We start from the raw sequence: 25,549 nt of genomic DNA on the forward strand, positions 1-25,549 counted from the left end.
GTGAGGTCGACCGGCGGGCGTTCAGCTGTTGACTGCTTGGACATAGTCGGCGTACGCGTCCCTGATGTCTGTGGCGGAGAGGTCGAGGTGTTCGAGGATGGTGAAGCGCCCCGGTCTGGTGTTCGGAGCGTAGTGCACCGCTTCGGTGAACTCCGCCTCGGTGAAGCCGATCTGATCGGCGGTCACCGGCAGGCCGTGGAAGCGCAGGCGCTCCGCGACCAGTCCGGACAGTTCCCGCTCGCCCCGCAGGTAGCTGGCGAAGGCCGCGCCGAGGCCGACCTGCTCGCCGTGCTGGGCGGACCGCTTGGGGTGCAGCACGTCCAGGGCGTGCGAGATCTCGTGGCAGGCGCCCGAGCTGGGCCGGGTGCTGCCCGCGATGTTCATCGCGATGCCGGACAGTACCAGGGCTTCCGCCAGCGTTGTCAGCAGGTCCGGGTCCTCCAGGGTGCCCGGGTGCCGCAGCACGTTCTCGGCCGCCGTCCGGGCCATCGCCACGGCGAGGCCGTCGACCGGTTCGCCGGTCACGGTGTGCGAGAGCTCCCAGTCCGCGCAGGCGGAGATGTTCGAGACGGCGTCGCCGATCCCTGCGGCCACGAACCGTTTCGGGGCCTTGGCGACCACGTCGAGGTCGACGACGATGCCGATCGGTCCCGGCACCCCGTAGGAGCCGCGGCCGGCGTCGTTGTCGAGGATCGAGACCGGGGAGCAGATGCCGTCGTGGGCGAGGTTGGTGGCCACCGCGACCACCGGCAGGCCGACCCGGGCCGCGGCGTACTTGGCGGCGTCGATGATCTTGCCTCCGCCGAGCGCCACCAGGGCGTCGTAGTGGCCGCGCCGGATCTCGTCGGCCAGCTGCACCGCGCTGTCCAGGGTTCCGTCGGCGACCTGGTACCAGTCGGCGCCGGGCAGCGCGGGTTCCAGCCGGGCCCGCAGCCGGCCGCCGGAGCCGCCGCTGATGGCGACCGCGATCCGCCCGGCGGCGGACAGCCGCTGGTCGGCCAGGATGCCGCCGAGCGAGTCCAGCGCCCCGGCCCGGACCTCGACGAAGAGCGGGGAGGGGACCAGTCGGGTCAGTACCGGCACGCGATCTCCCGGGCCTTGGCGAGGTCCTCGTGGTTGTCCACCTCGACCCAGGAGACCTCGCCGATCGGCTGCACGTCGATCGTCAGGCCGCGGTCGACCATCTCCTGGTAGCCGTCCTCGTAGTACAGCTGCGGGTCGCGCTGGTAGACCGCCTTGAGGGCGTCGGCGAGCGCGTCGGCGGCGGACGGGTTGATCACGGTGACGCCGATGTACTCGCCGGTGGCGTCCAGCGGGTCCATCAGCTTGGTGATCCGGCGGACGCCGAGCGCCGGGTCGACGACGACCTTCATCTCCTCGTCGGCGAGCTTCTTCACGGTGTCCAGCGCCAGCAGGATGCCGGGGGCGGCGCCCTCCTTGATCCGGCGGTCGTTGCCGTCCAGCATGGTGCGCTGCACCGAGGCGGGGTGCACGGTGTCGCCGTTGGCCAGCAGCAGGCCCTCGCCGAACAGCTCGCGGGCGCACCACAGCGAGTAGGCGTTGTTCCACTCCTCGGCCTTGTCGTTCTCGACCAGGGTGAGCTTGACGCCGTACTTCTGCTCCAGGGCCTGCTTGCGCTCCTGCACGGCCTCCTTGCGGTAGCCGACCACGATCGCGGCCTCCCGCAGGCCGACCTCGGCGAAGTTCCCGAGGGTCAGGTCGAGCACCGTCCGCTCCCCGTCGACCGGCACCAGCGCCTTGGGCAGGGTGTCCGTGTAGGGGCGGAGCCGGCGGCCGGCGCCGGCGGCCAGGACGAGGCCGATCATGCGGGACTCCAGGGTCTCTCGGGTGCCGTACGGCACCGGTCCGGGACCGGGTCGCGCCGTGCGGGCCTGGTGCGGCCGCGGCTGCGGCGCGCCGAGCGGGCGTTCCCTGCGGGCGGCCCGGTGTCACTGATGGTAGGCGACCTCGGCGACCAGCCAGAACGCGCCCCGTGGACGCTTCGTTGATCGTCTGTGGCCGATCGGTGATCGTCGGGTGACGGCGGACGACCGGGAGTCGAACACTTCTGCCGGTCGTCCGGTCCACTGCCCCCGGCGAGTGCGTCGCAGGCCCTCCGTCGCCCGGCCATGCGGCAGACTTGGGCCCCGACGCCGTCGGCGGACCGGCCGGTCCGGGCCGACGTGCGCGCAGCCGACCTCAGGACCGGGGTGGGCGGCCCCCGGCCCCCGGCCTGGGCGGCGGCCCCGGTCCGCGTGCCGAAAGGGGCATTGAAGCCCAATGAGTCCTGCCGTCAGCCCGACCGACGCCCCCGACGCCCTCTCGCCCGAGCTCGCCGTCCCGACCGCAGGCGCCCCCGGCGAGATCCTGCTGGAGCTGGTCGACGACGACGGCGTGACCATCGGCACCGGCGAGAAGCTCTGGGCGCACCAGCAGCCGGGCCGGCTGCACCGGGCGTTCTCGGTCTTCCTCTTCGACCGGCAGGGCCGGCTGCTGCTGCAGCGCCGGGCGCTCGGCAAGTACCACTCGCCGGGCGTCTGGTCGAACACCTGCTGCGGCCACCCGTACCCCGGCGAGCAGCCCTTCGTGGCGGCGGCCCGGCGCACCACCGAGGAGCTCGGCGCCGCCCCGGCGCTGCTGTGCGAGGCGGGCACCGTCCGCTACGACCTGCCCGACGAGGACTCCGGGCTGATCGAGCGGGAGTTCAACCACCTGTTCGTCGGGCTGATCACCGCCGGTCTGGAGCCGGACCCGGAGGAGATCGAGGACACCCGCTTCGTGACCGCGGCGGAGCTGCGCGAGCTGCGGGCCGCGAAGCCGTTCTCGGTGTGGTTCGAGACGGTCTTCGAGGCGGCGCTGCCGGGCATCCGGGAGATCGCCGGCCGCGACTGGTGACGGTCCGTCAGTAGTCCGGGTCGTCGTCGGGGTCGGCCGGGCCCGCCCCGGCGGCCGGCCCCGGCAGCGGCAGGCTGGCCCAGATCACCTTGCCGCCGGCGTCGGTGCGCTCGACGTCGCACTCGCCGCCGGCCTGCAGGGTGATGCTCTTGACCAGCAGCAGGCCCCGCCCGCCCGGCCGGGCGGGGTCGTTCTCCTGGGCCTTGGGGCGGTACGGATGGCCGTCGACCACCGAGATCCGCACCCGGTCCGGGGCGATGGCCAGTTCGCAGACCACCTCGGGCGAGAGCACCGCGGCGTGGGTGACGGCGTTGGACACCAGCTCGGAGACGATCAGCAGCAGGTCGTCCACCAGTTCCTGGTAGCGCTCCCCCGCCATTCCCTGGGCCAGCAGCCGGTCCCGCACGGCGTGTCTGGTGCGTGGCACCGACGCCTCGTTGGAGACCGCGGAGAACCGCCACACGCCGGCCTCCGGCCCGGGCTCCGGCTCGCGGCCGGGCCACCAGGTGGCGGCGTCGGCCGCCGCGGTCTGCTCGGTCTGTTCCACGGCATGCCGCCCTTCACGCGGTGAACGGGAGGCTCCCGCGCCGGTCCTGGCCGGCGGCGGCTGTCGGGAATCGGGCGTTCCGCTCAAGGCTCCCTGGTGCACAGAGGCTAGGAGAGCACCCCGCGATGACCCGCACCGGGACTGGAACTACGCGTGTCGTGAAGGTTCCCGACCGATTCGGTGCGCGTTCTGAACCCTCCTGGCCGGTCGCGTCGCGCCCTCGGCCCACTGTTGCCGCCAGAACGCCCGTCCGAAATCGGTCCCGCCCGCGCTCACCAGCGCAATCGCCCGTCACCGACCCGGACCGCGGCCCGACTTGTCCGGTTCCGTCCCGATCGCCGCCGCGCACCCGTGCGGGGCCGCGAAAACGCAGGTGAGAAGCACTCCGCGAGCCTGGTAATGTTCTCTCTGTCGCCACGGGGCAGCCGAAAGGAAGCCTTGCGGTGAACACCCGGTCCGGGTGGCGGAATGGCAGACGCGCTAGCTTGAGGTGCTAGTGCCCTTTATCGGGCGTGGGGGTTCAAGTCCCCCCTCGGACACCGACGAAGACCCCAGTTGATCTGGGGTCTTCTGCGTTTTCGCGACCCGGTCGGGCACCCGCGCGGCCCGGCGACCGCGGAGGGCCGCCGGGCGTCGCGGGTCAGCGGTGGGCGGCGAGCAGGTCCGTCCGGTGCTGCTGCAGGTCGGTGACGCTGTCCAGGTCCGCCTCCACCGTGTACTGCTGGTGGACGCCGTCGGGCGCCGGCTCCTGGTCCAGCTGGTTGCTGTCGGCGAAGCCCCAACTGCCGCCGGTGTAGACGCCCTTGATCCGGCCCTCGACCGTGCCGACGGCGGCGAACGGGCCGCCCTGCCACTGGAAGGTCCAGCCGACCAGGTACCAGGCGTCCAACTGTCCCGGGGCCGCCGCCCGCTGCGCGCCGTCCGGGCCGACCAGCGCGACCGCCCCCGAGGGATCCACCGCCGCGGCCGCGCGGTGGGTCGTGCCGTGCAGGACGGCGTACGCCCCGGGCCGGAAGTGGTCCGCCTCGGCCAGTCGCCGGACCAGGGCGAGCCGCGGGGCCAGCAGGTCCTCGCGGTGCTCGGTGGGGTCGGTGACCTCGTCGAGCGGGAAGGCGCCGCGGTAGCCGATGATCCGCCGCTTGAGGTGCGCCCTGGCGAACTCCAGGTCGTCGCCGAGGTAGTCGCCGGACATGGTGGTGCCCGTGCGGTCGGTGCACTCGAACAGCTCGCCGCGCCACCGGAAGGTCCAGCGGACGGCGTACCAGGCCTCGAGCTGCTCCGGCGGCACCGGGTAGCCCGCGATCGAGCCGTCGGCGGCCAGGTGCGGGGCGACGCCCTCGGGCGGCGCGAACCCGGGCGAGGGCAGCAGGTCGACGGCCGGCCAGCGGCCGGCGGCGGCCCGCGCGGGGTAGCGCACGCCGCGGAAGGCGGCGACCTCGCCCTTGACCGGGTAGCGGTGGTCGGAAGGGTCAGTCATGGTACTTCCACAGCCCATCGTTCTTGTCGAAGTAGCCGACGGCCTCCTCGGTGCCGTCGGCGTTCAGGCGCCAGATCTCGGCTCCGTGCGGGAAGCCGGTGGGGGCGGCGTCCCACTCGGGGACGCCGCCGCCGGTGTAGCCCGTCCCGAGGAAGGGCGCGTCCCAGGCCTTTCCCGCGTCCTGCCCGGCCATGCCGGCGACCCGGTCGGCGAGCGCCTGGTCGCCGACCGCGCCGAGCGTCGGGTCGGCGTGCATGCCGTGCGGGGCGGGGAAGCGCATCTGGTACGCCTCGGAGGCGCCGTGCGGGATCGGGGTCCAGCCGAGGCCGCCGTCGTCGAGGGCGAGCCCGTCGCGCAGCTCGTCCATGCTCCGCAGGTCGGCGGTGTCGCTGCCGCGGGCGATGGAGCCGCGGAACTCGGCGGGGTTGAAGCTGCGTCCGCCGAGTTCGGTGGCGTTCTCCAGGTAGGCCTGCGCGACGTCCGGCTTGACGACCTTGGTCACCATCCGGCCCTCGTCGAGCTTGATCGCGTCGCGGACCTGGACGACCTGGCGGATCTCCTCCTCGGAGAGGTTGTTGGTGGGGGTGAGCCGGAGCCGGTCGTGCTCGGCGCGGTCCAGGCCGCGCGGGCCGAGCTGGCCGTCGATCTCCTGCTGGTAGTTGGGGCCGTCGCGCAGGGCGCTGTTGCCGAACCGCTCGGCGTCGCCCTCCAGCGGGCCGAGTTCGATCTCCGACCGCGGCGCGACGACCGACCGGACCTCGCCGCCGGCGCCGGCCAGCGCGTTGGTCTCGGTCGCGACCCGGGGTCCGGCCACCTTGACGTCCGAGGAGACGATGGCCTTGAGGTCCTCGGCGATCCTGGCCTCGGTGGCGGCGTGCGCGGCGAGGTTCTTCGCGCCCTTCTCGACGGCGTCCTCGACGACGGTGGCGTGCTTCTCGGCGATCCTCGGCAGGGTCTCGGCGGCGTCCTTGCGCAGCGCGTGGAAGACCGCCTTCTCCTCTCCCCCCGCCGCCATCAGAAGGCCAGCCCTTCGAGCCCGCCGCGCAGCTGCTGCGCGTGTCCGCGGAAGGCTTCGGTGTGGCCGCGGAGCACCTTCAGGTGGCCGTCGGCGGACTCGTGGTGCAGGGCGAACCCCTCCCCCGCTCCGGCGCCTCCGGCACCGGCGGTCTGCGACCAGTCCAGACCGGACATGGCCTCTTCGATCTTGGCGAACAGCGGCTTGGCGGCGGCCTCGATGATCTCGCCGATGATGTGCTGGATGATCTCCTGCTTGAGGGTCTCCAGCAGCTTCTTCCCGGCTTCGACGATCACCGGCACGGCGGCTTCGGCCAGGCCGAAGGTGGCCACCGCGGCGGCCTGGTCGGCGATGAAGGTGGCCGCCATCACGGTGAGTTCGACCAGCGCCTCGATCTTCTGCGCGACGATCACCTCGGCGCCGATCTCCAGTGCCTCGGCGAGCACCGCGCAGCCGGCCACCAGTTCGCGGGTGTGCCGGTCGGACAGCTCGGACCAGCCCGACTGCATGCGCCGGGTGGCCGCGCCCTGGTAGGCGTCGGCGAAGTCCGCGAGGGCGCGGGTGGTCTCGGCGTGGGTCTGCTCCACCGCCTGCCCGAACTGCCGGACCAGGGCGGCGAACTGGCGGACCTCGTCCTCGTTGATGTACGGCCAGGGCACGCCGATCACGTTGAGGAAGATGACCACCGGTTCCGGTAGGTCGTCAATCGCCACTGCACATCCCCCGAGCAGTCGAGCCGACGGGTCGCGTCACGCGACCGTTCCGAGCGGCGCAGACTGTACCGCACCGTCGGTTACGGGGGCGGGGCGGCTCAGGTGCAGTCGGGGCAGAGGCCGCGGTAGGTGACTTCGGCGGTGGCGATGGTGAAGCCGAAGCGTTCGGCGGCGGGGAGGGCGGCCAGCGGGTCGCCGGTGGGGTGGACGTCGCGGATGGTGCCGCAGGCCGAGCAGACCAGGTGCTGGTGGGGCTGGTGGGCGTTGGGGTCGTAGCGCTTGGCGCGGCCGTCGGTGGCGACTTCGAGGATCTCGCCGAGGGTGACCAGTTCGCCGAGGGTGTTGTAGACGGTGGCGCGGGAGATCTCCGGGAGGCGTTCGGCGGCGCGGGCGTGGACCTCGTCGGCGGTCAGATGGACGTGGTCGCCGTCGAGCACCTCGGCGACCACCCGCCGCTGGGAGGTCAGCCTCCAGCCGCGGGACCGCAGCCGTTCCAGCAGGTCACTCATCTTGTTCATCCATTCAGCTCAACAGCAGCCCGAACTGTACAGGGGGTGCGGCGACGCACCCGATTCGAGCGGAACCACCACCCGATTGACCCGCTTCTTGACTTAGACTTCGTCTATCTTAGGATCGGCTCCGGCGAACAGCCAAGGTGCCCGTAGCGAAGAGTGCGATCCGCCCGATCCGGAGGAGCTCCCATGCCCGAGAACGACGACGCCATCGTCACCGACCCCAAGTCCGAGGGTGCGGGAGGCTGCCCGGTCGTGCACGGCCGCGCGGCCCACCCGACCCAGGGCGGCGGCAACCAGCAGTGGTGGCCGAACCGTCTGAACCTGAAGATCCTGGCGAAGAACCCGGCGGTGGCGAACCCGCTGGGTGGGGACTTCGACTACCCGGCGGCCTTCGCGACCCTGGACCTCCCGGCCGTGAAGCGCGACATCGAGACCGTGCTGACCACCTCGCAGGACTGGTGGCCGGCCGACTTCGGCCACTACGGCCCGCTGATCATCCGGATGGCCTGGCACAGCGCCGGCACCTACCGGATCTCCGACGGCCGCGGCGGCGCGGGCTCCGGCCAGCAGCGCTTCGCCCCGCTGAACTCCTGGCCGGACAACGCCAACCTGGACAAGGCCCGCCGCCTGCTCTGGCCGGTGAAGCAGAAGTACGGCCAGGCGCTGTCCTGGGCCGACCTGCTGATCCTGTCCGGCAACGTGGCGCTGGAGTCCATGGGCTTCCAGACCTTCGGCTTCGGCGGCGGCCGGGCGGACGTCTGGGAGGCCGACGAGGACGTGTACTGGGGCCCGGAGACCACCTGGCTGGGCGACGAGCGCTACACCGGTGACCGGAACCTGGAGGAGCCGCTGGGCGCCGTCCAGATGGGCCTGATCTACGTCAACCCGGAGGGCCCCAACGGCAACCCGGACCCGATCGCGGCGGCCCGCGACATCCGCGAGACCTTCCGCCGGATGGCGATGAACGACGAGGAGACCGTCGCGCTGATCGCCGGCGGCCACACCTTCGGCAAGACCCACGGCGCGGGCCCGGCGGACAACGTCGCCGACGACCCCGAGGGTGCGCCGCTGGAGGAGCAGGGCCTCGGCTGGAAGAGCAGCTACGGCTCCGGCAAGGGCCCCGACGCGATCACCTCCGGCCTGGAGGTGACCTGGACCAACACCCCGACCGCCTGGGACAACTCGTTCTTCGAGATCCTGTTCGGCCACGAGTGGGAGCTGACCAAGTCCCCGGCCGGCGCGCACCAGTGGAAGCCGAAGGACGGCGGCGGCGAGGGCACCGTGCCGGACGCCTTCGACCCGGCGAAGAAGCACGCCCCGCAGATGCTCACCACCGACCTGTCGCTGCGCTTCGACCCGGTGTACGAGCAGATCTCCCGCCGCTTCCTGAACGACCCGGCGGCGTTCGCGGACGCCTTCGCCCGCGCCTGGTACAAGCTGACGCACCGTGACATGGGCCCGGTCGTCCGCTACCTCGGCCCCGAGGTCCCGTCCGAGGAGCTGCTCTGGCAGGACCCGCTGCCGGCCGCCCAGGGCGAGCCGATCGACGCGGCGGACGTCGCGGCGCTGAAGGCGCAGCTGCTGGCCTCCGGTCTGACCACCGCCCAGCTGGTGTCCACCGCGTGGGCCTCGGCGGCGTCCTTCCGCGGCAGTGACAAGCGCGGCGGCGCGAACGGCGCCCGGATCCGCCTGGAGCCGCAGCGCGGCTGGGAGGTCAACGACCCGGAGCAGCTGGCGCAGGTGCTGCGGGTGCTGGAGGGCGTGCAGCAGGAGTTCAACGCGAAGGGCGGCAAGCAGGTCTCGCTGGCCGACCTGATCGTGCTGGGCGGCACCGCGGCGGTCGAGCAGGCCGCGAAGGCCGGCGGCGTGGACGTCGAGGTGGCCTTCCACCCGGGCCGGGTGGACGCCACCCAGGAGAAGACCGACGTGGAGTCGTTCTCGGCGCTGGAGCCGCAGGCCGACGGCTTCCGCAACTACCAGGGCAAGGCCACCCGGCTGCCGGCCGAGTACCTGCTGGTGGACCGCGCGAACCTGCTGAACCTGTCCGCCCCGGAGCTGACCGTGCTGGTCGGCGGCCTGCGGGTGCTGGGCGCCAACACCGGCGGCTCGCAGCACGGCGTGCTGACGGAGCGTCCGGGCACCCTGAGCAACGACTTCTTCGTCAACCTGCTGGACCTGGGCACCACCTGGGCGCCGGTGGCCTCGGACAACACGGTGTACGAGGGCCGGGACGCCTCCGGTGCGGTGAAGTGGACGGGCACCCGGGCGGACCTGGTGTTCGGCTCCAACTCGGAGCTGCGGGCGCTGGCCGAGGTGTACGCCTCGGACGACGCCAAGGAGAAGTTCGTGAAGGACTTCGCCGCCGCCTGGACGAAGGTCATGGACCTGGACCGCTTCGACCTGGTGTGACCCTGGCCGGCTGAGGAGGCCCGGCCCCCGCGGGGGGCCGGGCCTGTTCCGTTCAGTGCCGCAGTTCGAGGGTGCAGCACTTGACGGCGCCGCCGGCCCGGAGCAGTTCGGTGAGGTCGACGCCGATCGGGTTGAAGCCGCGGGCGCGCAGCTGCTCGGCGAGGCCGACGGCGGCCTCGGGAAGGATCACGTTGGCGCCGTCGGAGACCGCGTTGAGGCCGAACACCTGGGCGTCCTGGGCGCCGGCGGTGATCGCGTCGGGGTAGAGGCGTTCCAGCACGGCCCGCGAGGCGGGGTCGAAGGCCGCCGGGTGGTACATGATCTCGGTGTCGCTGAGCACGGCGAGCGCGGTGTCCAGGTGGTAGTAGCGCGGGTCGACCAGGCGCAGGGTGACCACCTCGCGGCCGAGGAAGCGCTCGGCCTCGGCGTGCGCGGCGGCCTCGGTGCGGAAGCCGGTGCCGGCCAGGATCCGCTCGCCCGCCACCAGCAGGTCGCCCTCGCCCTCGTTGACGTGCTCGGCGTCGCGGACCTGCGTCCAGCCGTGCGCGCGGAACCAGTCGGTGTAGGCGGGGCCCTCGGCGGTGCGCTCGGGGTACCGGAAGCGGGCGCCGAGCACCTTGCCGTCGACCACGGTGGCGCCGTTGGCGGCGAACACCATGTCGGGCAGGCCGGGCACCGGGTCGATCAGCTCCACGGTGTGGCCGAGGCGCAGGAACAGCGCGTGCAGCTGGTCCCACTGGGCGAGCGCGGTGCCGGTGTCGGTGGGTTTGGCCGGGTCCATCCACGGGTTGATCGAGTAGTCGACCGTGAAGTGGGCGGGCCGGCACATCAGGTAGTGGCGCGGTCGGGCGGTACGCGGCGACACGGTGGTGTCCTTCCGGGCAGGGCAACGGAGCCGACGGTCGGTCGGCGGGGCTGCGGGGGTGAGGGTTCAACTGCCGATGGACTGCGGGAAGGTGAACAGTCCGTCCGGGTCGTGGCGGCGCTTGGTGGCGACCAGCCTCGGGTAGTTGGCACCGTAGTAGGCGGTGCGCCAGTCCCGCAGGTCCGGGTCGGTGAAGTTCAGGTAGGCGCCGTCGATCGCGTGCGGAACGACCAGGTGATCTAGTTCGGCCAGCCAGGCCAGGTTGGCCGCCGGGTCCTCGCCGGGCAGCCAGGAGGTGTCCAGGCTGACCAGGTACTCGGCGCTGCGGTGGACGAAGGCGGTGGCCTGCGGGTCGACCCGGTTGATCGCGCCGCCCCAGCCGAACAGGGCGAGGCCGCAGCCGTCCGGGTTGCCGCTGCCGGGCCAGGCCTCCAGGTGCGCCAGCACGGCGGCCACGGCTTCGGGCGGCAGCGGCGCGGCGGCGAAGTGGGTGCGGACGGCGAACGCGCCGCCGCTGGTCTCGTGCTGCAGGTAGTCCATGGCGTCCCAGAAGTCCCGGTCGGCGAGGTCGGCGCGCAGCGGCTGCCCGGCGGCGAGCGCGGGGGCGAGCAGTTCGCGCAGTTCGGCGGCGGGGCCGAGGTGCAGGCCGATGGCGGAGACCACGGTGCGTCCGCCGGAGCGGGCGGCGCCCAGGCGCAGCGAGGTGCGGTCGGGGGCGGTGCGCATCAGGTGCTGGACGGCGTCGAACACGGCCGGGGCGTGGGCGGCGTCCCAGAGCAGCAGGCAGGTGCTGGCGGCGGGGGCCGGGGTGGCCTGGAAGGTGAGGTCGAGGTTGATGCCGAAGTTGCCGCCCCCGCCGCCGCGGCACGCCCAGTAGAGGTCCTCGTTCTGCTGGTCGTCGCAGTGGAGGACGGTGCCGGCGGCGGTGGCCAGGGTGGTGGCGCGCAGCGTGTCGGCGGTCAGGCCGAGGTGCCGGGAGGTGGCGGCGGAGCCGCCACCGAGGGCGAGGCCGGCGATGCCGACGCCGGCGCCGTTGCCGAGCGGCAGGGCCAGGCCGTGCGGGCGCAGCGCGGCGTACAGGGCGCCGGTGAGGGTGCCGCCGCCGACGGTGACCCGGCCGGTGGCGGGGTCGACGGTGATGGTGTCGAGGGCCCGCAGGTCGAGGACCAGGCCGGTGTTGACGGAGTGTCCGGCGTAGGAGTGGCCGCCGCCGCGGGGGACGATCGGGACGCCGCTGTCGCGGGCCCAGTCGACGGCGCGGAGCACGTCGTCGCGGTCGGCGGCCTGCAGGACGGCGGCGGGGGCGCGGTGCGCCCAGCGTTCGTTGAAGGCGGCGGAGGAGTCGTGGAAGGCGGCGTCGCCGGGGTGCAGCAGCGGGCCGGTGGTGTGCTTGTCGAGCAGGGCCCAGTCGGGGGTGGTCACGGGGCGATCTCCTCGATGGTGGAGGTGCCGGCGGCGGGGTGCGGGCCGTAGCGCTCCCACTGCTCGTGCAGCCGGATCCGGCCGTCGGGGGTGAGGGCGGGGGTGTTGCGGGTGCGGCCGCAGACCACTTCGCCGTCGTCGAGGACGAAGGTGTAGCCCATGGCGAGGGTGCCGTCGGGCAGCCGGGTGCCGGCGGTCCAGCCGCGGCGGATCGCGCCGCCGGCGATCTCGCCCCAGACCAGGTCGCCCTGCTGGTGGTAGACGGCGACGGTGCGGCGGTCGCCGTCGGGGGCGTGGAAGCGCCGGCCCTCGTAGTCGAGCTGGCGGGGGTTCACGCCTGCCACCAGATCGCGTAGTAGGCGAAGTCCTGGTCGTGCGGGTTGGCCACGGCGTGGTCGGTGTCGGCGGGCAGCAGGACCAGGTCGCCGGCGGCGATGGGGTGGCTGCCGTCGGCGGTGCGGACCTCGCCGCGGCCGCTCATGCAGATGAACAGTTCGCGTTCGGTGTGCTGGTGGGTGTCGGTGAGGTCGCCGGGGCGCAGCACGCACCAGGCGCCGTGGAAGGGGGTGGTGAGTTCGCCCCAGGGGTGCAGCAGTCTCAGGTCGAGGCCGTGGGCGCGTTCGAGTCCGGCGGGTTCCTGACGGCGGATCACCAGGCCGGGCGGCAGGCCGGTTTCGGGCATGGCGGGGCTCCGTTCGGGTGCGTGGGCGTGGGGAGCCGTCAGCGGGCGGCGGCGTGGCCGAGACCGGCGTCGCGGGCGAGCACGATGGCCTGGGCGCGGTCGGCGACGCCGAGTTTGCCGAAGATTCCGGAGATCCGGTTGCTGACGGTCTTGGAGGCGAGGGCGAGTTCGCGGGCGATGACGGTGTTGGACCGGCCGGCGGCCAGGTGTTCGAGGACTTCCCGTTCCCGGTCGCTGAGTTGCGGGAACGGGTAGCTGCGCGGCCGCGGGCCGGCGCCGATCAGGGTGCCGAGCCGGGCGGCGATGGTGCGGTCGACGATGGCCTCGCCGTTGCCGACGGCGTGGATGCCGCGGACGATCTGGTCGGCGGTGGCGCGTTTGACCAGGTAGCCGCGGGCGCCGGCGTGGAAGGCGGCGGTCACCGCCCTGTCGTCGTCGAAGGCGCTGAACACCAGGACGCCGGTGTCGGGGGCGAGCCGCAGGATCTGACTGATCATCCGCATGCCGGAGCTGTCGTCCAGTTGCGGGTCGAGGACCAGGACGTCGGGCCGGTGCCGGGAGGTGGCCGCGAGCACCTCGCCGGTGGTGCCCGCCTCGCCGACCACCAGCGCGCCGCCGGAGGCCTCCACCATGGAGCGGACGCCCTGGCGGACGGCCGGCTGCGCGTCGGCGAGCAGCACGGTCAGCGGCGTGGAACTCCCGTGCTGGTTCATCGTCCCCTCGCGGCGTGTGGTGGTGCGGCAAAAGGCGGTGCGTGCGGCCGGGGACGTGGTGATCACCGGCGGTGACGATTCCGTTACCTCATCATGATCTGGTCAATCGCGCGGCTCAAGTGTGCAATGTCATACAGGAGTTGGCAGATGTGATGATTGCCCGGCCGGTTCCGGAGCAGGGACGCCGGTCAGTGCCAGGCCCTCCCGGGCGCGGCGCATGATCTCCTCCCGGCCGCGCCAGTGCGACCAGAACGCGCCGGTGTAGCCGAGGCCGCCCAGGCTGGTGAGGAACGGGTTGTCGGCGTAGTTGTTGTCGTGCTCGCTCATCCCCTCGACGGTGGGCAGCATCACCCGGTGGTGGTCGGCGGGGTCGATCATCGCCCACAGGTCGGCGACCGGTCCGTGCCAGCGCTCCTCCGGGTCGGCGGCCCGGGCCGGGTCGGGCAGCAGGCCGGGCGAGAACCAGCAGACCAGCCGGAAGTTGCCGTGCTCGTCGAACATGAACTGCCGCTCGTACTCGGCCGGGGAGGCGCACATCCGCAGCGGCTTGAGCACGATCGGGCCGCCCGCGGTGTTGGACTGCAGGCCGGGGACGGTGCGCACGCCCGCGCACTGCTCGGCGATGTCGATGCCCATCGGGGTGTAGGGGAACAGCCGCAGGCCGAGCGAGAAGCCGGTGACGGTGGCGTCCAGCGCCATGAAGGCGTCCACGCAGGCGCGGACCGTCTCCATGGTCTCCCCCGGCATGCCGAACAGCGCCTCGACCATGGTGAGGATGCCGCGTTCGTGGCAGAGCCGGACCAGCCGCTCGGTGTCCTCGAAGGTGTAGTACGTGCCGCCCTTCTCGGTGACCTTCCAGCCGCTGAGCACCTCGGGGCGGATGTGGTCGCTGCCGACGTTGACGCCCCGGCAGCCGGCCGCGGCCAGCAGGTCGGCGAACTCCTCGTCGAACGGGCTGGGTTGGCAGTACACCCAGAGCCGCAGACCGTTCAGCGGGTTGTCCGGGTCGGCGTGCCGGCGGCGGACGATCTCCCGCAGCAGGTTCTTGGCGTGCGCGATCGACAGGTTGAACTCGCTGTCGGTGGTGTGCTGGTCCAGGATGCCCTGGGCCGCCAGCGACTCCATCTCGTCGACCACCGAGGCGAGTTCGCGCTGCCCGTAACGGGTGCCCTTGGCGTCGGGCTCCACGCAGTGCGAGCAGCGGTAGGCGCAGCCGTTCTTGGTCAGGATGGAGCCGAGGCCGCCGCGCCGGTAGTACTCCAGGTTGTCGACCCGGCGCGGGACGCCGGAGCGCCGCCGGTACACCGACTGCCGGTCCACCTGCCACACCCGGGGCTCGAACTGACCGGTGGCGTCGACCTGCTGGGCCTGCCCGTGGCGGACGGTGAGCACCGCGGGCGGGACCCGGACGGCGCCGCGCTCGGTGTTGCGGATCAGTCCGGCGATGCCGGTGGTCTCGCGGCCCTCGGCGACCGCCTCGGCCAGCTCGCAGAGGATCTTCTCGCCGGGGCCCTTCACGCCGTAGTCGATGCCGAAGTACTCGACCAGCGCGAACGGCATGGTGGAGAAGCCGATGCCGCCGCCGACGATGGGCGCCTCGGTGTGCCGGCGGATCTCGGTGATGATCTCCCGGTGCTCACCGACGAACGGCCGCTGCTCGAAGGCGTACACGGTGTCGGTGTTGCGGACGGTCACCCCGACCAGCATCGGGTCGCGTTCCGCGAAGTACTCGTGCAGGCAGGTCTTCCAGTCGTCGCGGCGGAAGGTCAGGTCGAGCACCTCCACCTCGAAGTCGGCGTCCTCCAGCGCGGTGGTGAGGACGTCGAGGGCGTAGGGCGCGATCGGCGGATGCACCTTGTTGGGATTGACCAGTAGGACCAGTCTGCTCATGGGTTCCCTCCCCTGGGTGAAGTGAATAACTGACGGTCGGTCAGACGATGCCGAGGCTGATGCCGAACTCGGGGGTGCCGCCGACCAGGTAGGCCCCGGCGGACTGCAGGATCCGGTCCTGGGCGACCAGGTGCTGGGCCATCACGGTGGTGTCGCGCAGCCAGCGGTCCATCGGCGAGCTGCGGTTGATGGACCAGGTCTGCAGCAGGTCGTAGAGCCGGGCGACGATGTCCCGGGAGCTGCGGAAGGCGTGCAGCCAGGACAGCGGGGAGGCGGCCCGCTCGGTGGGCGTGAGGTCGTCCAGCGTGCCGCCCGCGGCGAGCACCTCCCACTGCCGGCGCATCGAGCCGTACACGCCCTCCCGGGCGGCGTTGAACTCGGCTTCGCAGCGCGCGAGTTCGGTCTGCACCCGCCAGCTGTCGGCCCAGGCCCGGCCGGCCATCCGGTCGTACCGGGTGGACGCCACCTCGCGGACGTGGTCGAGGGCGGCGCGGGCCACGCCGAGCGGGACGCCGCACATCGCGCGGGTGAAGGAGTCCGCCTGGGTGAGCGGGCTGGGCGCGCCGTGCGGGGTGGCGAAGGTGTAGGTGTGCTCCTCGGGCACGAACACCTCGGTCATGGTGTAGTCGCAACTGCCGCTGCCGCACAGGCCGGTGGTGTCCCAGTTGTCGATCACCTCGACCTCGGAGCGCGGCACCAGGAACTGCCGGGAGTCGTGCCGGTGCTTGCTGCCGGGGGCGGCCCAGGGCTCGCCGCCGTCGAAGATGAAGGCGCCGGACGTCACCCAGTCGGCGTGCTTGATGCCGGAGCCGAACGACCAGCGGCCGCTGAGCCGGAAACCGCCGGGCACGCGCTCGGCCCGGCCGGAGGGCTGCAGCAGGCCCGCCACCACCAGGTCGAGGCGCGGGAAGACCTCCTTGGCCACCGCCTGGTCCAGGAAGTTGGCGTAGATGCCGGTGTTGGCGCCGATCACGGCGCACCAGGCGGCGGAGGCGTCGCCGTACGCGAGGGCCTCCACCACCTCGGTCTGCTCCATCGAGGTGAGCGCGGGGCCGCCCCACTCGCGGCCGAAGCACATGCCGAACACGCCGGTGGCGCGCAGCAGTTCGACCACCTCGGCGGGCAGGGTGCGGTTGGCCTCGATCGCGGGGGCGAGCTCGCGCAGCTGCGGCGCCAGTTCCCGGGCCCGCTTCAGGATCTCGGAGGACATGTCGTCACTCTCCTTCGGTGGGGCTGGTGGTGAGTCCGAGGCTGATCCGGAACAGCGGGGGCCGGCCGAGCAGGTAGGCGCCGACCGACTCCAGGACCGCGTCCTGCGCGGTGAGGTTCTGGCACATCACCGCGGTGTCGCGCAGCCAGCGGTCCATCGGCTGGTCGCGGTTGATCGACCAGGTCTGCAGCAGGTCGTAGAGCCGGTTGACCACCCGCCGGGCGGTGCGGAAGGCGTGCAGCCAGGCCAGCGGCGAGGCGGCCCGCTCGGTCGGGGTGAGGTCGTCCAGCGTGCCGCCCGCGGCGAGCACCTCCCACTGGCGGCGCAGCGCCCCGTACACGCCCTCCCGGGCGGCGTTGAACTCGGCCTCGCAGGAGGCGAGTTCGGTCTGCACCCGCCAGCTCTCGGCCCACGGTCGGCCGGCCATCCGGTCGTAGCGGGTGGCGGCGATCTCCCGGGCGTGGTCGAGGGCGGCGCGGGCCACGCCCAGCGGGACGCCGCACAGGGCCCGCATGAAGGAGTCCGGCTGGGCCAGCGGGCTCGGGGTGCCGCGGGTCTCGTAGAAGGTGAAGGTGTGCGTCTCGGGGACGAACACCTCGGTCATGGTGTAGTCGCAACTCCCGGTCCCGCGCAGGCCGGTGGTGTCCCAGTTCTCCACCACGTCGACCTCGGAGCGGGGCACCAGGAACTGCAGCGAGTCGTGGCTGTGCGCGCTGCCGGGGGCGGCCCAGGGTTCGCCGTCCTGGAAGACGAACGCGCCGGAGGTCACCCAGTCGCTGTGCTTGATGCCGGAGCCGAACGACCAGCGGCCGCTGAGCCGGTAGCCGCCGGGCACCCGCTCGGCGTGGCCGGCCGGGGCGAGCACGCCCGCGGTGATCAGGTCCAGGTCGGGGTAGACCTCCTTGACCACCGACTGGTCGAGGAAGTTGCCGATCAGGCCGCTGTTGGCGCCGATCACCCCGCACCAGGCGGCCGAGGCGTCGCCGTAGGCGAGGGCCTCGACCACGGCGAGCTGCTCCAGCGAGGTCAGTTCGGGTCCGCCCCACTCGCGGGCGAAGCACATCCGGAACACGCCGGTGTCCCGGAGCAGGTCGACGATCGCGGTGGGGAGGGTGCGGTTGGCCTCGATCTCGGCGGCCCGCTCGCGCAGCACCGGGGCCAGCGCGCGGGCCCGGCGCAGGATCTCGGCCGCGTCCAGCGGCGCGGCGGCGGTCATGCGTCCACGTCCAGCAGTCCGGCGGGCATCGCGAACGGGGCCGCGGGGTCGGCGGGTTCGACCTCGGAGGTCTCCAGCCGGACCAGGGCGGCGGCCGCGTCGAGCCGCTGCTCGCAGCCGGCCAGGGTGTCGGCCTCGCAGATCACGAAGGAGTGCCTGGCCAGGTAGCCGCCGGGGGGCAGCCGCAGCACGGTGCCGTCGGGGGCCATCGGCGCGGCGTGCACCAGGCCCGCCGCCTCGCCCGCCTTCGGCAGGGTCAACCCGTCCAGGCGGCAGTCCTGTTCGGGGTAGCCGAAGCGGATGCCGGCCACCGCGGTGCGGGTCGGGGCGATCTCCGGCCGGCGGCCCACGGCGACGTCGAACAGCACCTCGCCGGGCTCCAGTCCGGTGGCGATCCGGCCGAGCAGCGGGATCAGGTCGCCGCCGAGCCGGCCGTTGACCTCGACGATCAGCGGGCCGCGCGGGGTGAGCCGCAGTTCGGTGTGGGTGATGCCGTCCTCGACGCCGAGCGCCCGGTGCGCGTCGGCGAGCACGGCCAGCAGCTGCGGGTCGGCGAGCAGCGGGTCGGCGGCGTCGACGATGTGGCCGACCTCCTCGAAGTACGGCTCGTCGCTGCTGTACTTGCGGGCCAGGAACAGCGGCAGGTACTCGCCCTTGTGGACGGCGCCGTCGACGCTGATCTCCGGGCCGCCCGCGTACTCCTCGACGATCACGCTGGCCCGGTAGGGGCCGGGATCGACCTCGCTGGCGGACAGCGCGGTGGTGAACGCGGCGTCCAGCTCGCTCTCGTCGGCGGCGAACACCACGCCGATGGAGGCGCCCATCGCCCGCGGCTTGAGGACCACGGGGTAGCCGATCCGGGCGGCCGCGGCGCGGGCCTCGGCGAGGTCGGTGGTGAGGGCGAAGCCCGGCTGGCGCTGGCCGGCGGCGGTGAGCACGCTGCGGGTGCGCTCCTTGTCGCGCACGCCGCGCACGCCGCGCTCGGACAGGCCGGGGACGCCGAGTTCGGCGGCCAGCAGGCCGGCGTCCAGCACCAGCGGCTCGTCCCAGCAGAGCAGGCCGACGATCTGCCGGCGGGCGGCGATCTCCCGGACGGTGGCGTTCATCACCGCGGTGTCGAAGACGTTGGCGACCACGATCTCGTCGAAGTACTCCTGCTGCCAGGTCGGCCGCAGGTTGTTGACCAGCAGCAGTTCCAGCCCGGCGGCGCGGGCGCGGCGGCTCATCGGGCCGACCAGGTACTCGCGGTACTCCTTCAGTCCGCTGCCGATCACCAGCAGCGTGCCGGCGCCTGTCACGGCGTCCCCTTCCTGACGCTGGGTCATGCGATCTCCTCCTCGGTGCTGTCCAGTTCGATCCGGACCAGGGCGGCGGCCGCATCGGCCAGTCGGCGGGCCTCGGCGGGGGTGTCGGCCAGGGCGGTGACGATGCCGACCCGGTCCCAGGAGCTGCGCAGTCCCGCGGTGCGGTGCCCGGGGCCGATGCCGATCGCGGCCTGCTGGACGCCCTCGGCGGCGGCCGCCTGCTCCATGCCGTGCACCGCGGTGACGGTGCCGGGCCCGTCCGGGGCGAGGAAGCGGGCGGCGGTGGCCCGCTCGGCCCGCTCCGGCAGCGGGCCGAGCGGCGTCCCGCTCATCAACGCGAAGTACGAGCGCAGCAGTCGGACGGGGTAGGCGGCCTCGATCAGGTCCGGGATCGAGTCGCCGGGCAGCCGGCCCGCGCACTCCACCAGCACCGGGACGCCGTCCGCCAGGATCCACTCGCAGTGCAGCACCCCGTCGCCGAAACCGACCGCGGCGACCAGCCGCTCGGTCTCGGCGACCAGCGACTTGCGCTGCTCCTCCGGCAGCTCGGCGGGGACGGTGTGGCCGGACTCGATCGGGTACGGGCCCGGGTAGAGCAGCTTGCCGGTGGTGTTGGCGAACACCGAGCGGCCGCCGGCGACCAGCAGCTCGACGCTGAACTCCGGTCCGCTGACGAACTGTTCGGCCAGCATGGCGAGCTCCATCGGGCGGTCCGGGACGAACACGCCCTCGTCCTGGGCACAGCACTGCGCCCAGGCCTGCTCGACCTCGGCGGGCCCGTGCAGCACCCGGGTGCCCACCGAGGCCTGCCGGTTGGCGGGCTTCAGCACCACGGGGCCGGGGTTCCTGGTCATGAAATCGGTCAGCTCGGCGGCGCTGCGCACCGGCTCGGAGGCCGGGTTGGCGATCCCGGCGGCGGCCGCGACGGTCCGCAACTGGTGTTTGTCGCGCAGCAGTTGCGCGGAGCCGAGGCCGGCGCCCGGCAGGCCGTAGCGTTCCGCGAGCCGGGCCGCGAACGGCACCGCGTACTCGACGGCGGGGATCACCGCGACCGGGTCGAGGTCGGGGTGGGCGGCGAAGAAGGCGTCCGCCCGGCCCGGAAGGTGGTACTCCCACTCGATCAACTCGCGCGCGAAGTCGATCTGTTGGAGGGCCTCGGCGAGGTGCCGCTTGCGGGCGACGTCCGGCTCCTCGACGTAGATCACCGAGTCGGCGGGCTGGAAGGCGGCGATGCCGGGCACCGCGAAGGCGACGTAGCCGACGATCAGCACCGGCCGTTCGGCGGGGACTTGACTGTTCATACGGTCTCTCCGACTGGGTCCGGATCGGGGTTCTTCGCGGCGGCGGCGCGCAGGGCGGCCCGGTGCTTGAGGCCGGCCACGGCCAGCACGCCGGCCAGGCCGTTGACCAGGGCCATCAGCACCCAGAACCCGGCGTGCAGGTGGGTCCAGGCCCAGACGCCGAACAGCGGGCCGACCGCCGAGGCGAGGCCGGCCGCGGCCTGCATGGTGCCGAGGTAGCGGGCCTTCAACGCGTCCGGGAAGGTGGCCGGGTGGGCGAACATGCTGGGTCCGGCGATCATCAGGCCGCTGACCGCGAGCACCGCGCCGAACAGCACGAACGCCCCGGAGTGCACGGCCAGGCCGTACACGGCGAGTCCGGCCGAGTTGACCAGGTGGCCGACGCCGACCGCCAGGTAGGTGGGGATGCGGGTGATGTACGAGGTGATCTTCAGTTCGCAGGTGATCAGCACCAGCGAGGACGCGGTCAGCACCGCGCTGTACAGGCCGGTCGGGTAGCCGTCGTGGACGATCTCCAGCGGCAGCGAGATCGAGGACTGCACGTAGGCGACGGTGCCGAGCATCACGGCGGCCAGGTACGCCAGGTAGGCCCGGTCGCGGAGCATCGCGGCGTACGCGGCCCGGCCGCCGGAGCGGCGTTCGGCACTGTCCTGCGGCTGCTGTTCGGGCACCGCGTGCCTGGGCAGCAGCCGGTAGGCGAGCGCGGCGTAGACCAGGGTGGTGGCGCCGTCCAGCCAGAACAGCAGGTCCCAGTCGAGCAGGATCACGCCGGCGGCGATCAGCGGGGCGAGCGCCGCGCCGGTGTTCAGCGCGATCCGCATCATGGAGAAGCCCATCACCTGGTACCGCTCCGGCATCAGGTCGCTGAGCAGCACCGAGGCGGCGGGCCGGTAGGCCTGCGCGAACAGACCGGCCAGGGCGATCGCCACCAGGAGCGCGGCGAGCAGTCCGGGCCGGGCCAGCAGCGGCAGCACGGCGACCAGCGGCGCCGAGCCGGCCATCGCGGCCACGATCGTGGTGCGCGCCCCGAGCCGGTGGGTGATCTCCCCGCCGAGCACGGTGCCGAACACGGTGCCGAGGCTGTACGCGCCGAGGGCGAGTCCGGCGGTGCCGCCGGACAGGCCGCGGTGCGTCAGGTACAGCACCAGGAACGTCTGGACGAACGCGCCCAGTTGGTTCACCAGTACGCCGCCGAGCAGGTACCGGACGGTGGTGGGGGTGGCCCGAAGGGTGTCGAGGACACCGATCGCCGGGCTGTCGTCGGTCATGCCGCCTCCTGGAGCGCCGCGGTGATCCGCTCCGCGACCAGCGGAGCGGTGGAGAACCCGCTGCCGCCGCACGCGGCCCGGGCCCACAGGCCCGGGGAGACCCGGGCCAGCAGCGGGCCGCCGGTGGCGGCGTCCGCGGTGTAGTGGCATACCCGGACGCCGGCCAGCGGATAGCGGTCGAGGTCCGGCAGGATGCCCTCGGCCGCCAGCCGGTCCAGGTACGGCTGTTGGTCCTCGGCGCTGCTGTCGGTGTCGGTGACGGCGCGGCACACCGTGTCCGAGCTGAGCTTGAGCAGGGTGCCCGCGCCCGGGGGCAGCACCCAGCCGCGGCCCTCCCGGCCGAGGCCGCCCGCGGTGGGCGCCTCGTCCCAGCGGTCGCCGCCGGCCGGACGTCCCAGGTAGACCATGGTCTGCCGGTACAGGGTGACCTGACCGTCCGTCAGCTTCCGGGTCCACGGGCCGCCGGCCAGCAGGGTCAGGTCGCCGCGGACCACCTCGCCGTCGGCCAGCACGATCCGCCCGGAGCCGGCGAACACCGTCCGCACCGTGCGGTGCGGGCGCAGGTCCACGCCGGGCTGGGCGGCCAGCCAGCGGGCGGCGGCCCGCAGCACCCGGTCGGCCAGCAGCACGCCGCCGGTCCGCTCGCGGACCGCCACCGTGCCGGACGGCCGGCCCAGCAGCGGGAGCCGGTCGTCCGGCGGCAGGTCGACCGGGATGCCGGCCTTGTCCGCCTCGGTGAGCAGTTCGCCGAGCCGGTGCTCGGGCCAGGCGGTGAGGACGCCGACCCGGCGGTACAGCTCGGCGCCGAACAGCCGCTCCAGGTCCTCCCAGTGGCGGTGGGCGACCAGCCGGCGGGCAGTGCCGTCGGGGTCACCGGGCAGCAGGGTGCGGATGGCGCGGTGCTGGTCGTGCGAGGTCGCGTCGGGGTTGGGCACCGGGCCGCGTTCCAGCACGGTGACCCGGTGCCCGGCCCGCGCGCAGGCGACGGCGGTCAGCAGCCCGGTGACACCGGCGCCGACCACCACCACGTGCGCGGCGGCGCCGGAAGGGCGGCTGTTCACCGTCCGCCGCCGTGCACGCGGGTGGCGAGCCTGGGCAGCGGCCGGGGGCGGACGGTGGTGGCGGACGGCTCGGCCGGGATCGCCTGGTCCGGCAGCGCCTCGGCGGCCAGGTCGACCAGCAGCGGGGCGGCGCAGCGCAGGAACAGGTCCAGCTCGTGCCAGAAGTCGCCGGCGTCCTGGTCGGTGACCTCCCAGCGGTCGAGCCGGCCGAGCTGCTCGGTGAGGGTGAACGCGGCGGCGCTGAGGCTGAAGCGGCGCGGGCGCAGCGCGGCGGCGAAGCGCTCGGCGATCAGCTTGGCGGCGTGCCGGGAGCGGGCGCCGACCGGCAGCGGACCGCGGTCGAGGTACGCCTCGGCCTTCTCGGCGACCCGGTTCCACGGTTCGACCAGGCGCTGCCCGCAGACCCGGTCCATGGCGGCCCGGGTGAAGTTGGTGCGCTGGAAGTCCGGCCCGGTGGCGGCCAGGTAGTAGCGGACCAGGTCGCGGGGCACCTCGGCGGTCAGCTGACGTCCCGTCACCACGTGGCCGCGGCTGGTGGAGAACTTGTCGCTGTCGAGTTCGTAGAACTCGTTGGTGACGAAGTGCGCGGGAAGTGCCAGTCCGCCGAGGGCCAGCAGCATCGCGGTGCCGGCGAGCGCGAACGCGAAGCTGGCGTCGGAGCCGAAGAAGAACACCACTTCCGGGCCGGCCTCGGCGGCCCAGTGCCGCTCCTCGTCGCCGGGGACCTCGCCGCGGGCCTCGGCGGCCAGCGCGATGGCGTGCAGGCTCCACGCCACCGTCTCGGTGTCGGAGTACAGCACCTGGCCGGGGGTCTCGGCGAACGGGGCGGGGATGCCCCAGTCGATCGGCAGCGTGATCGGGTAGTCGGGCAGCCGTCGGGCCATCAACTCCTCGACCAGCTGGGCGAGTCGGGGTCGCATGGTGGGCGCCAGCCGGGCGAAGTAGGAGGCCAGCGCGGCCCGGTGCTCCTCCAGCGGCAGGACCAGCACCTCGCACTCGCGCAGCTCGACGGCGAGTTCGGGGTGCCGGGTGGAGCGCGGTTCGATCAGCTCGCCGGAGGCGATCCAGTGCCCGCAGTTCTCGCACAGCCCGGCGCAGCCCTCGGCCAGGCAGACGGGGCAGCCGCCGCGCACGTACGCGTCGGTGAGGAACTCCCCGGTGTCCGGCAGGTACGGGAACTTCACCTTGCGCAGCCGCAGGTGGCCTTCGCCGTGCAGCCGTTCGAACAGGGTGCGGACGGTCTTCAGGTACCGGTCGTCGAACCGGACGAAGCCGTCGGGGACGATGCCGGCCGCGGCGAGGGTCGCCTCGACCTGTTCGGCGGCGTGCAGCCGCAGCTCCTCGGGCTTTTCGCCGAGGCGGCGGGCGGTGGTGACGATGTAGTTCTGGGTGAAGTGCACGCCGGTGCCGAACAGGGTGTCGCGGGCGGTGGCGCGGGCGTACCGGGCGCACACGTCGGCGGACAGGAACGGGCCGGCCAGGTGGCCCAGGTGCAGGTCCCCGTTGGCGGTGGGTCCGGGGGCGACCACCAGCAGCGCGGCCATCAGCGGGCGTCCGCGGTGACGGTGGTCAGGCCGTGCCGGTCGAGCAGGTCTCCGGTGATGTCGCGGGCCCGGTGGGCGAGCACGCTGATCAGCGAGTCGGCGATGCCGTGGGTGGCCTCGTTGACGCCCTGCAGGTAGAGCGCGGCGTCGGTGCCGGCCCCCAGGTCGACCCGGTAGTCCCGGCTGACGCTGACCTCGGCCAGCCCGGCCTTCTCGGTCAACTCCCGGACCAGCGAGGGCATCCGGCTGTCGTAGCCGGTGCCGAGCAGCACCAGGTCGCAGCGGTGCTCGGCGACCTTGCCGGTGCGGCGGTCGCGCAGCTCCAGCACCACCTCGCCGTCCTCCTCGCGGGCGGTGACCACCTCGGTCATCGCCCGCACCTCGGCGCGGCCGGTGCCGATCATCTTCTCCCGGTACAGCAGCATGTACAGCTCGTCCAGGAACGGCGGGGCCAGGCCCGCGTAGTTGGTCAGTCGCATCTCGTCGAGCACCTGGGCGCGCATCTCGGCCGGGGCCTCGTAGAACTCGTCGACGAACGACGGGTAGAACAGCTCGTTGACGAACTTGCTGGTCTGGTAGTTCTGCAGGCCGATCGAGCGGACCAGCATGGTGACGGTGGAGTTCGGCAGCTTCTCGTACAGCGCCATGAACATCTCGGCGGCGCTCTGCGCCCCGCCGATCACCACGGTGCGCAGCGGGGCGTCCTTGTCGACGGCGCTGATCCGGCCGCGGAACCGGGAGCTGTGGATGACCTTCTCGGCGGGCAGGTCGGCGAACACGGCCGGGATGTGCATGTCGCGGCCCGCGCCGACCACCAGGTCGCGGCAGCGGATGGTGTCGCCGTCGGCGAGGGTGACCTGCCAGCCGATCAGCTTGCCGTTCTCGTCGTAGCGCGGCTCGGTGGCGGTCGCCTTGGCGTCGTAGCGGATCTGCACCTTCTCCAGCGACTTGGCCACCCACTGCAGGTAGTCGGAGAACTCCCAGCGGTGCGGGTGGAAGGTGCCCAGGTTGATGAACTGGTCCAGGCGGCCGTGCTGGTGCAGGAAGTTGAGGAACGAGAACCGGCTGCGCGGGTCGCGCAGGGTCACCAGGTCCTTCAGGAAGGACACCTGGCTGCGGGCCCACGGCATCAGCAGGTCGCGCTGCCACTTGATGTCCGGGGCCTGCTCCAACAGCAGGGTGCGCTCGGCCAGTTCGGCCGAACCGCTCTCCTCGATCGCGGCGGCGAGGGCCAGGTTCGCCGGGCCGGCTCCGATCGCCAGTACGCCCACCTCTAGGTCAGCCACACTTCCCCCTCGTGAACTCGGGTACCGCCAGGGCGAGTCGGTGCTCTCCTGACGCTTCGTCGGCGTTTCCTGATCGTTCTTGTCGCGCTCTTGTCGCGCTCCTGTCGAACTCTTGTCGCGCCGAGAAACCTAGGAAGCCGGCGTTCCCGGCCGGTAGGGCGGACTTCCCGGGCCCGGGGGAATTTCCGGACAGGCGTGCGAAGGGCCCCGGGGCTG

The 25,549-nt window shown here is 73.0% G+C and carries 23 protein-coding genes and 1 tRNA gene; 3 read left to right on the forward strand and 21 right to left on the reverse strand.

Annotation, left to right across the window (positions count from 1 at the left end; all coding sequences use genetic code 11):
• Window positions 1-21: 21 nt before the first annotated feature.
• Both BX266_RS08165 and BX266_RS08170 read right to left on the reverse strand, forming a co-directional pair.
• Window positions 22-1,083 carry an iron-containing alcohol dehydrogenase family protein gene (locus tag BX266_RS08165; protein ID WP_099898235.1) on the reverse strand — a complete coding sequence of 354 codons (1,062 nt, stop codon included), beginning with the start codon at window positions 1,081-1,083 and terminating at the stop codon, window positions 22-24.
• On the reverse strand, window positions 1,071-1,826 hold the full coding sequence (locus BX266_RS08170; RefSeq protein WP_099898236.1) for a sugar phosphate nucleotidyltransferase: 756 nt from the start codon (window positions 1,824-1,826) through the stop codon (window positions 1,071-1,073). Before BX266_RS08170 ends, BX266_RS08165 begins: the two co-directional genes overlap by 13 nt.
• Before the next feature lie 454 nt (window positions 1,827-2,280).
• On the opposite strand from BX266_RS08170, the gene idi reads away from it, so the two are divergent.
• Entirely contained in the window at window positions 2,281-2,895 is a 615-nt protein-coding gene (gene idi / locus BX266_RS08175) for an isopentenyl-diphosphate Delta-isomerase (protein ID WP_099898237.1), read from the forward strand.
• 7 nt (window positions 2,896-2,902) lie between these two features.
• On the opposite strand, the gene BX266_RS08180 is transcribed toward idi, so the two are convergent.
• Window positions 2,903-3,442: an ATP-binding protein gene (locus tag BX266_RS08180; protein ID WP_180290418.1), complete on the reverse strand. Its 540-nt coding sequence runs from the start codon at window positions 3,440-3,442 to the stop codon at window positions 2,903-2,905.
• A gap of 454 nt (window positions 3,443-3,896) precedes the next feature.
• On the opposite strand from BX266_RS08180, the gene BX266_RS08185 reads away from it, so the two are divergent.
• Window positions 3,897-3,981, forward strand: a tRNA-Leu gene (locus BX266_RS08185).
• A 101-nt stretch (window positions 3,982-4,082) separates the two neighbouring features.
• Here BX266_RS08185 and BX266_RS08190 read toward each other — a convergent pair.
• The 4 genes from BX266_RS08190 to BX266_RS08205 form a co-directional block, all read right to left on the reverse strand.
• Window positions 4,083-4,919 (reverse strand): hypothetical protein, encoded by an 837-nt coding sequence (locus tag BX266_RS08190; protein WP_099898238.1) that lies wholly within the window; start codon window positions 4,917-4,919, stop codon window positions 4,083-4,085.
• Window positions 4,912-5,934 carry a hypothetical protein gene (locus BX266_RS08195; RefSeq protein ID WP_099898239.1) on the reverse strand — a complete coding sequence of 341 codons (1,023 nt, stop codon included), beginning with the start codon at window positions 5,932-5,934 and terminating at the stop codon, window positions 4,912-4,914. Before BX266_RS08195 ends, BX266_RS08190 begins: the two co-directional genes overlap by 8 nt.
• Window positions 5,934-6,647, reverse strand: coding sequence for a hypothetical protein (locus tag BX266_RS08200; protein WP_143686886.1), 714 nt, complete (start codon window positions 6,645-6,647; stop codon window positions 5,934-5,936). Before BX266_RS08200 ends, BX266_RS08195 begins: the two co-directional genes overlap by 1 nt.
• Before the next feature lie 98 nt (window positions 6,648-6,745).
• The gene (locus tag BX266_RS08205; RefSeq protein ID WP_099907558.1) at window positions 6,746-7,156 is read right to left on the reverse strand and encodes a Fur family transcriptional regulator; all 411 of its coding nucleotides are present in this window, start codon (window positions 7,154-7,156) and stop codon (window positions 6,746-6,748) included.
• A gap of 192 nt (window positions 7,157-7,348) precedes the next feature.
• Here BX266_RS08205 and katG point away from each other — a divergent pair, with 192 nt between their 5' ends.
• The gene (gene katG, locus BX266_RS08210; RefSeq protein ID WP_099898241.1) at window positions 7,349-9,571 is read left to right on the forward strand and encodes a catalase/peroxidase HPI; all 2,223 of its coding nucleotides are present in this window, start codon (window positions 7,349-7,351) and stop codon (window positions 9,569-9,571) included.
• 52 nt (window positions 9,572-9,623) lie between these two features.
• Here katG and ddaH read toward each other — a convergent pair whose 3' ends face one another.
• From ddaH to BX266_RS08280, 14 genes are all read right to left on the reverse strand, one after another.
• Window positions 9,624-10,436, reverse strand: coding sequence for a dimethylargininase (gene ddaH / locus BX266_RS08215; protein WP_399169232.1), 813 nt, complete (start codon window positions 10,434-10,436; stop codon window positions 9,624-9,626).
• Between the two features lie 66 nt (window positions 10,437-10,502).
• Window positions 10,503-11,858 carry an FAD-binding oxidoreductase gene (locus BX266_RS08220; RefSeq protein WP_099898242.1) on the reverse strand — a complete coding sequence of 452 codons (1,356 nt, stop codon included), beginning with the start codon at window positions 11,856-11,858 and terminating at the stop codon, window positions 10,503-10,505.
• Window positions 11,855-12,193, reverse strand: a complete 339-nt coding sequence (locus BX266_RS08225; RefSeq protein WP_099898243.1) for a hypothetical protein — start codon at window positions 12,191-12,193, stop codon at window positions 11,855-11,857. The genes BX266_RS08220 and BX266_RS08225 overlap by 4 nt, the downstream gene beginning before the upstream one ends.
• A complete protein-coding gene (locus BX266_RS08230; protein WP_099898244.1) occupies window positions 12,190-12,540 on the reverse strand; it encodes a cupin domain-containing protein in 351 nt (116 codons plus the stop codon). Before BX266_RS08230 ends, BX266_RS08225 begins: the two co-directional genes overlap by 4 nt.
• Before the next feature lie 38 nt (window positions 12,541-12,578).
• Window positions 12,579-13,253, reverse strand: coding sequence for a response regulator transcription factor (locus tag BX266_RS08235; protein ID WP_099898245.1), 675 nt, complete (start codon window positions 13,251-13,253; stop codon window positions 12,579-12,581).
• Between the two features lie 129 nt (window positions 13,254-13,382).
• Window positions 13,383-15,143, reverse strand: a complete 1,761-nt coding sequence (gene tsrT, locus BX266_RS08240) for a tryptophan 2-C-methyltransferase (protein ID WP_099898246.1) — start codon at window positions 15,141-15,143, stop codon at window positions 13,383-13,385.
• Window positions 15,144-15,183: 40 nt separating this feature from the next.
• Window positions 15,184-16,353 carry an acyl-CoA dehydrogenase family protein gene (locus BX266_RS08245; protein ID WP_099898247.1) on the reverse strand — a complete coding sequence of 390 codons (1,170 nt, stop codon included), beginning with the start codon at window positions 16,351-16,353 and terminating at the stop codon, window positions 15,184-15,186.
• A gap of 4 nt (window positions 16,354-16,357) precedes the next feature.
• Window positions 16,358-17,569, reverse strand: coding sequence for an acyl-CoA dehydrogenase family protein (locus tag BX266_RS08250; protein WP_099898248.1), 1,212 nt, complete (start codon window positions 17,567-17,569; stop codon window positions 16,358-16,360).
• Window positions 17,566-18,894 (reverse strand): ATP-grasp domain-containing protein, encoded by a 1,329-nt coding sequence (locus BX266_RS08255; RefSeq protein WP_099898249.1) that lies wholly within the window; start codon window positions 18,892-18,894, stop codon window positions 17,566-17,568. Before BX266_RS08255 ends, BX266_RS08250 begins: the two co-directional genes overlap by 4 nt.
• Window positions 18,891-20,174 (reverse strand): ATP-grasp domain-containing protein, encoded by a 1,284-nt coding sequence (locus tag BX266_RS08260; RefSeq protein ID WP_099898250.1) that lies wholly within the window; start codon window positions 20,172-20,174, stop codon window positions 18,891-18,893. The genes BX266_RS08255 and BX266_RS08260 overlap by 4 nt, the downstream gene beginning before the upstream one ends.
• A complete protein-coding gene (locus tag BX266_RS08265; RefSeq protein ID WP_099898251.1) occupies window positions 20,171-21,442 on the reverse strand; it encodes an MFS transporter in 1,272 nt (423 codons plus the stop codon). Before BX266_RS08265 ends, BX266_RS08260 begins: the two co-directional genes overlap by 4 nt.
• Entirely contained in the window at window positions 21,439-22,503 is a 1,065-nt protein-coding gene (locus BX266_RS08270) for an FAD-binding oxidoreductase (RefSeq protein WP_259464604.1), read from the reverse strand. Before BX266_RS08270 ends, BX266_RS08265 begins: the two co-directional genes overlap by 4 nt.
• Entirely contained in the window at window positions 22,500-24,047 is a 1,548-nt protein-coding gene (locus tag BX266_RS08275; protein WP_099898252.1) for a class I tRNA ligase family protein, read from the reverse strand. The genes BX266_RS08270 and BX266_RS08275 overlap by 4 nt, the downstream gene beginning before the upstream one ends.
• Window positions 24,047-25,333, reverse strand: a complete 1,287-nt coding sequence (locus tag BX266_RS08280; protein ID WP_099898253.1) for a lysine N(6)-hydroxylase/L-ornithine N(5)-oxygenase family protein — start codon at window positions 25,331-25,333, stop codon at window positions 24,047-24,049. The genes BX266_RS08275 and BX266_RS08280 overlap by 1 nt, the downstream gene beginning before the upstream one ends.
• Between the last annotated feature and the right edge of the window lie 216 nt (window positions 25,334-25,549).

The sequence above is a fragment of the Streptomyces sp. TLI_171 genome (assembly GCF_003610255.1).
Lineage (GTDB): Bacteria > Actinomycetota > Actinomycetes > Streptomycetales > Streptomycetaceae > Kitasatospora.

What these genes read in the sequence shown, in the direction of transcription:
- idi (WP_099898237.1), top strand. Translation starts at nt 2,281, where the DNA reads ATGAGTCCTGCCGTCAGCCCGACCGACGCCCCCGACGCCCTCTCGCCC.
- BX266_RS08260 (WP_099898250.1), bottom strand. Translation starts at nt 20,174, where the DNA reads ATGAACAGTCAAGTCCCCGCCGAACGGCCGGTGCTGATCGTCGGCTAC.
- BX266_RS08205 (WP_099907558.1), bottom strand. Translation starts at nt 7,156, where the DNA reads ATGAGTGACCTGCTGGAACGGCTGCGGTCCCGCGGCTGGAGGCTGACC.
- BX266_RS08230 (WP_099898244.1), bottom strand. Translation starts at nt 12,540, where the DNA reads ATGCCCGAAACCGGCCTGCCGCCCGGCCTGGTGATCCGCCGTCAGGAA.
- BX266_RS08195 (WP_099898239.1), bottom strand. Translation starts at nt 5,934, where the DNA reads ATGGCGGCGGGGGGAGAGGAGAAGGCGGTCTTCCACGCGCTGCGCAAG.
- BX266_RS08250 (WP_099898248.1), bottom strand. Translation starts at nt 17,569, where the DNA reads ATGACCGCCGCCGCGCCGCTGGACGCGGCCGAGATCCTGCGCCGGGCC.
- BX266_RS08275 (WP_099898252.1), bottom strand. Translation starts at nt 24,047, where the DNA reads ATGGCCGCGCTGCTGGTGGTCGCCCCCGGACCCACCGCCAACGGGGAC.
- BX266_RS08245 (WP_099898247.1), bottom strand. Translation starts at nt 16,353, where the DNA reads ATGTCCTCCGAGATCCTGAAGCGGGCCCGGGAACTGGCGCCGCAGCTG.
- BX266_RS08235 (WP_099898245.1), bottom strand. Translation starts at nt 13,253, where the DNA reads ATGAACCAGCACGGGAGTTCCACGCCGCTGACCGTGCTGCTCGCCGAC.
- tsrT (WP_099898246.1), bottom strand. Translation starts at nt 15,143, where the DNA reads ATGAGCAGACTGGTCCTACTGGTCAATCCCAACAAGGTGCATCCGCCG.
- BX266_RS08265 (WP_099898251.1), bottom strand. Translation starts at nt 21,442, where the DNA reads ATGACCGACGACAGCCCGGCGATCGGTGTCCTCGACACCCTTCGGGCC.
- BX266_RS08170 (WP_099898236.1), bottom strand. Translation starts at nt 1,826, where the DNA reads ATGATCGGCCTCGTCCTGGCCGCCGGCGCCGGCCGCCGGCTCCGCCCC.
- BX266_RS08255 (WP_099898249.1), bottom strand. Translation starts at nt 18,894, where the DNA reads ATGACCCAGCGTCAGGAAGGGGACGCCGTGACAGGCGCCGGCACGCTG.
- katG (WP_099898241.1), top strand. Translation starts at nt 7,349, where the DNA reads ATGCCCGAGAACGACGACGCCATCGTCACCGACCCCAAGTCCGAGGGT.
- BX266_RS08190 (WP_099898238.1), bottom strand. Translation starts at nt 4,919, where the DNA reads ATGACTGACCCTTCCGACCACCGCTACCCGGTCAAGGGCGAGGTCGCC.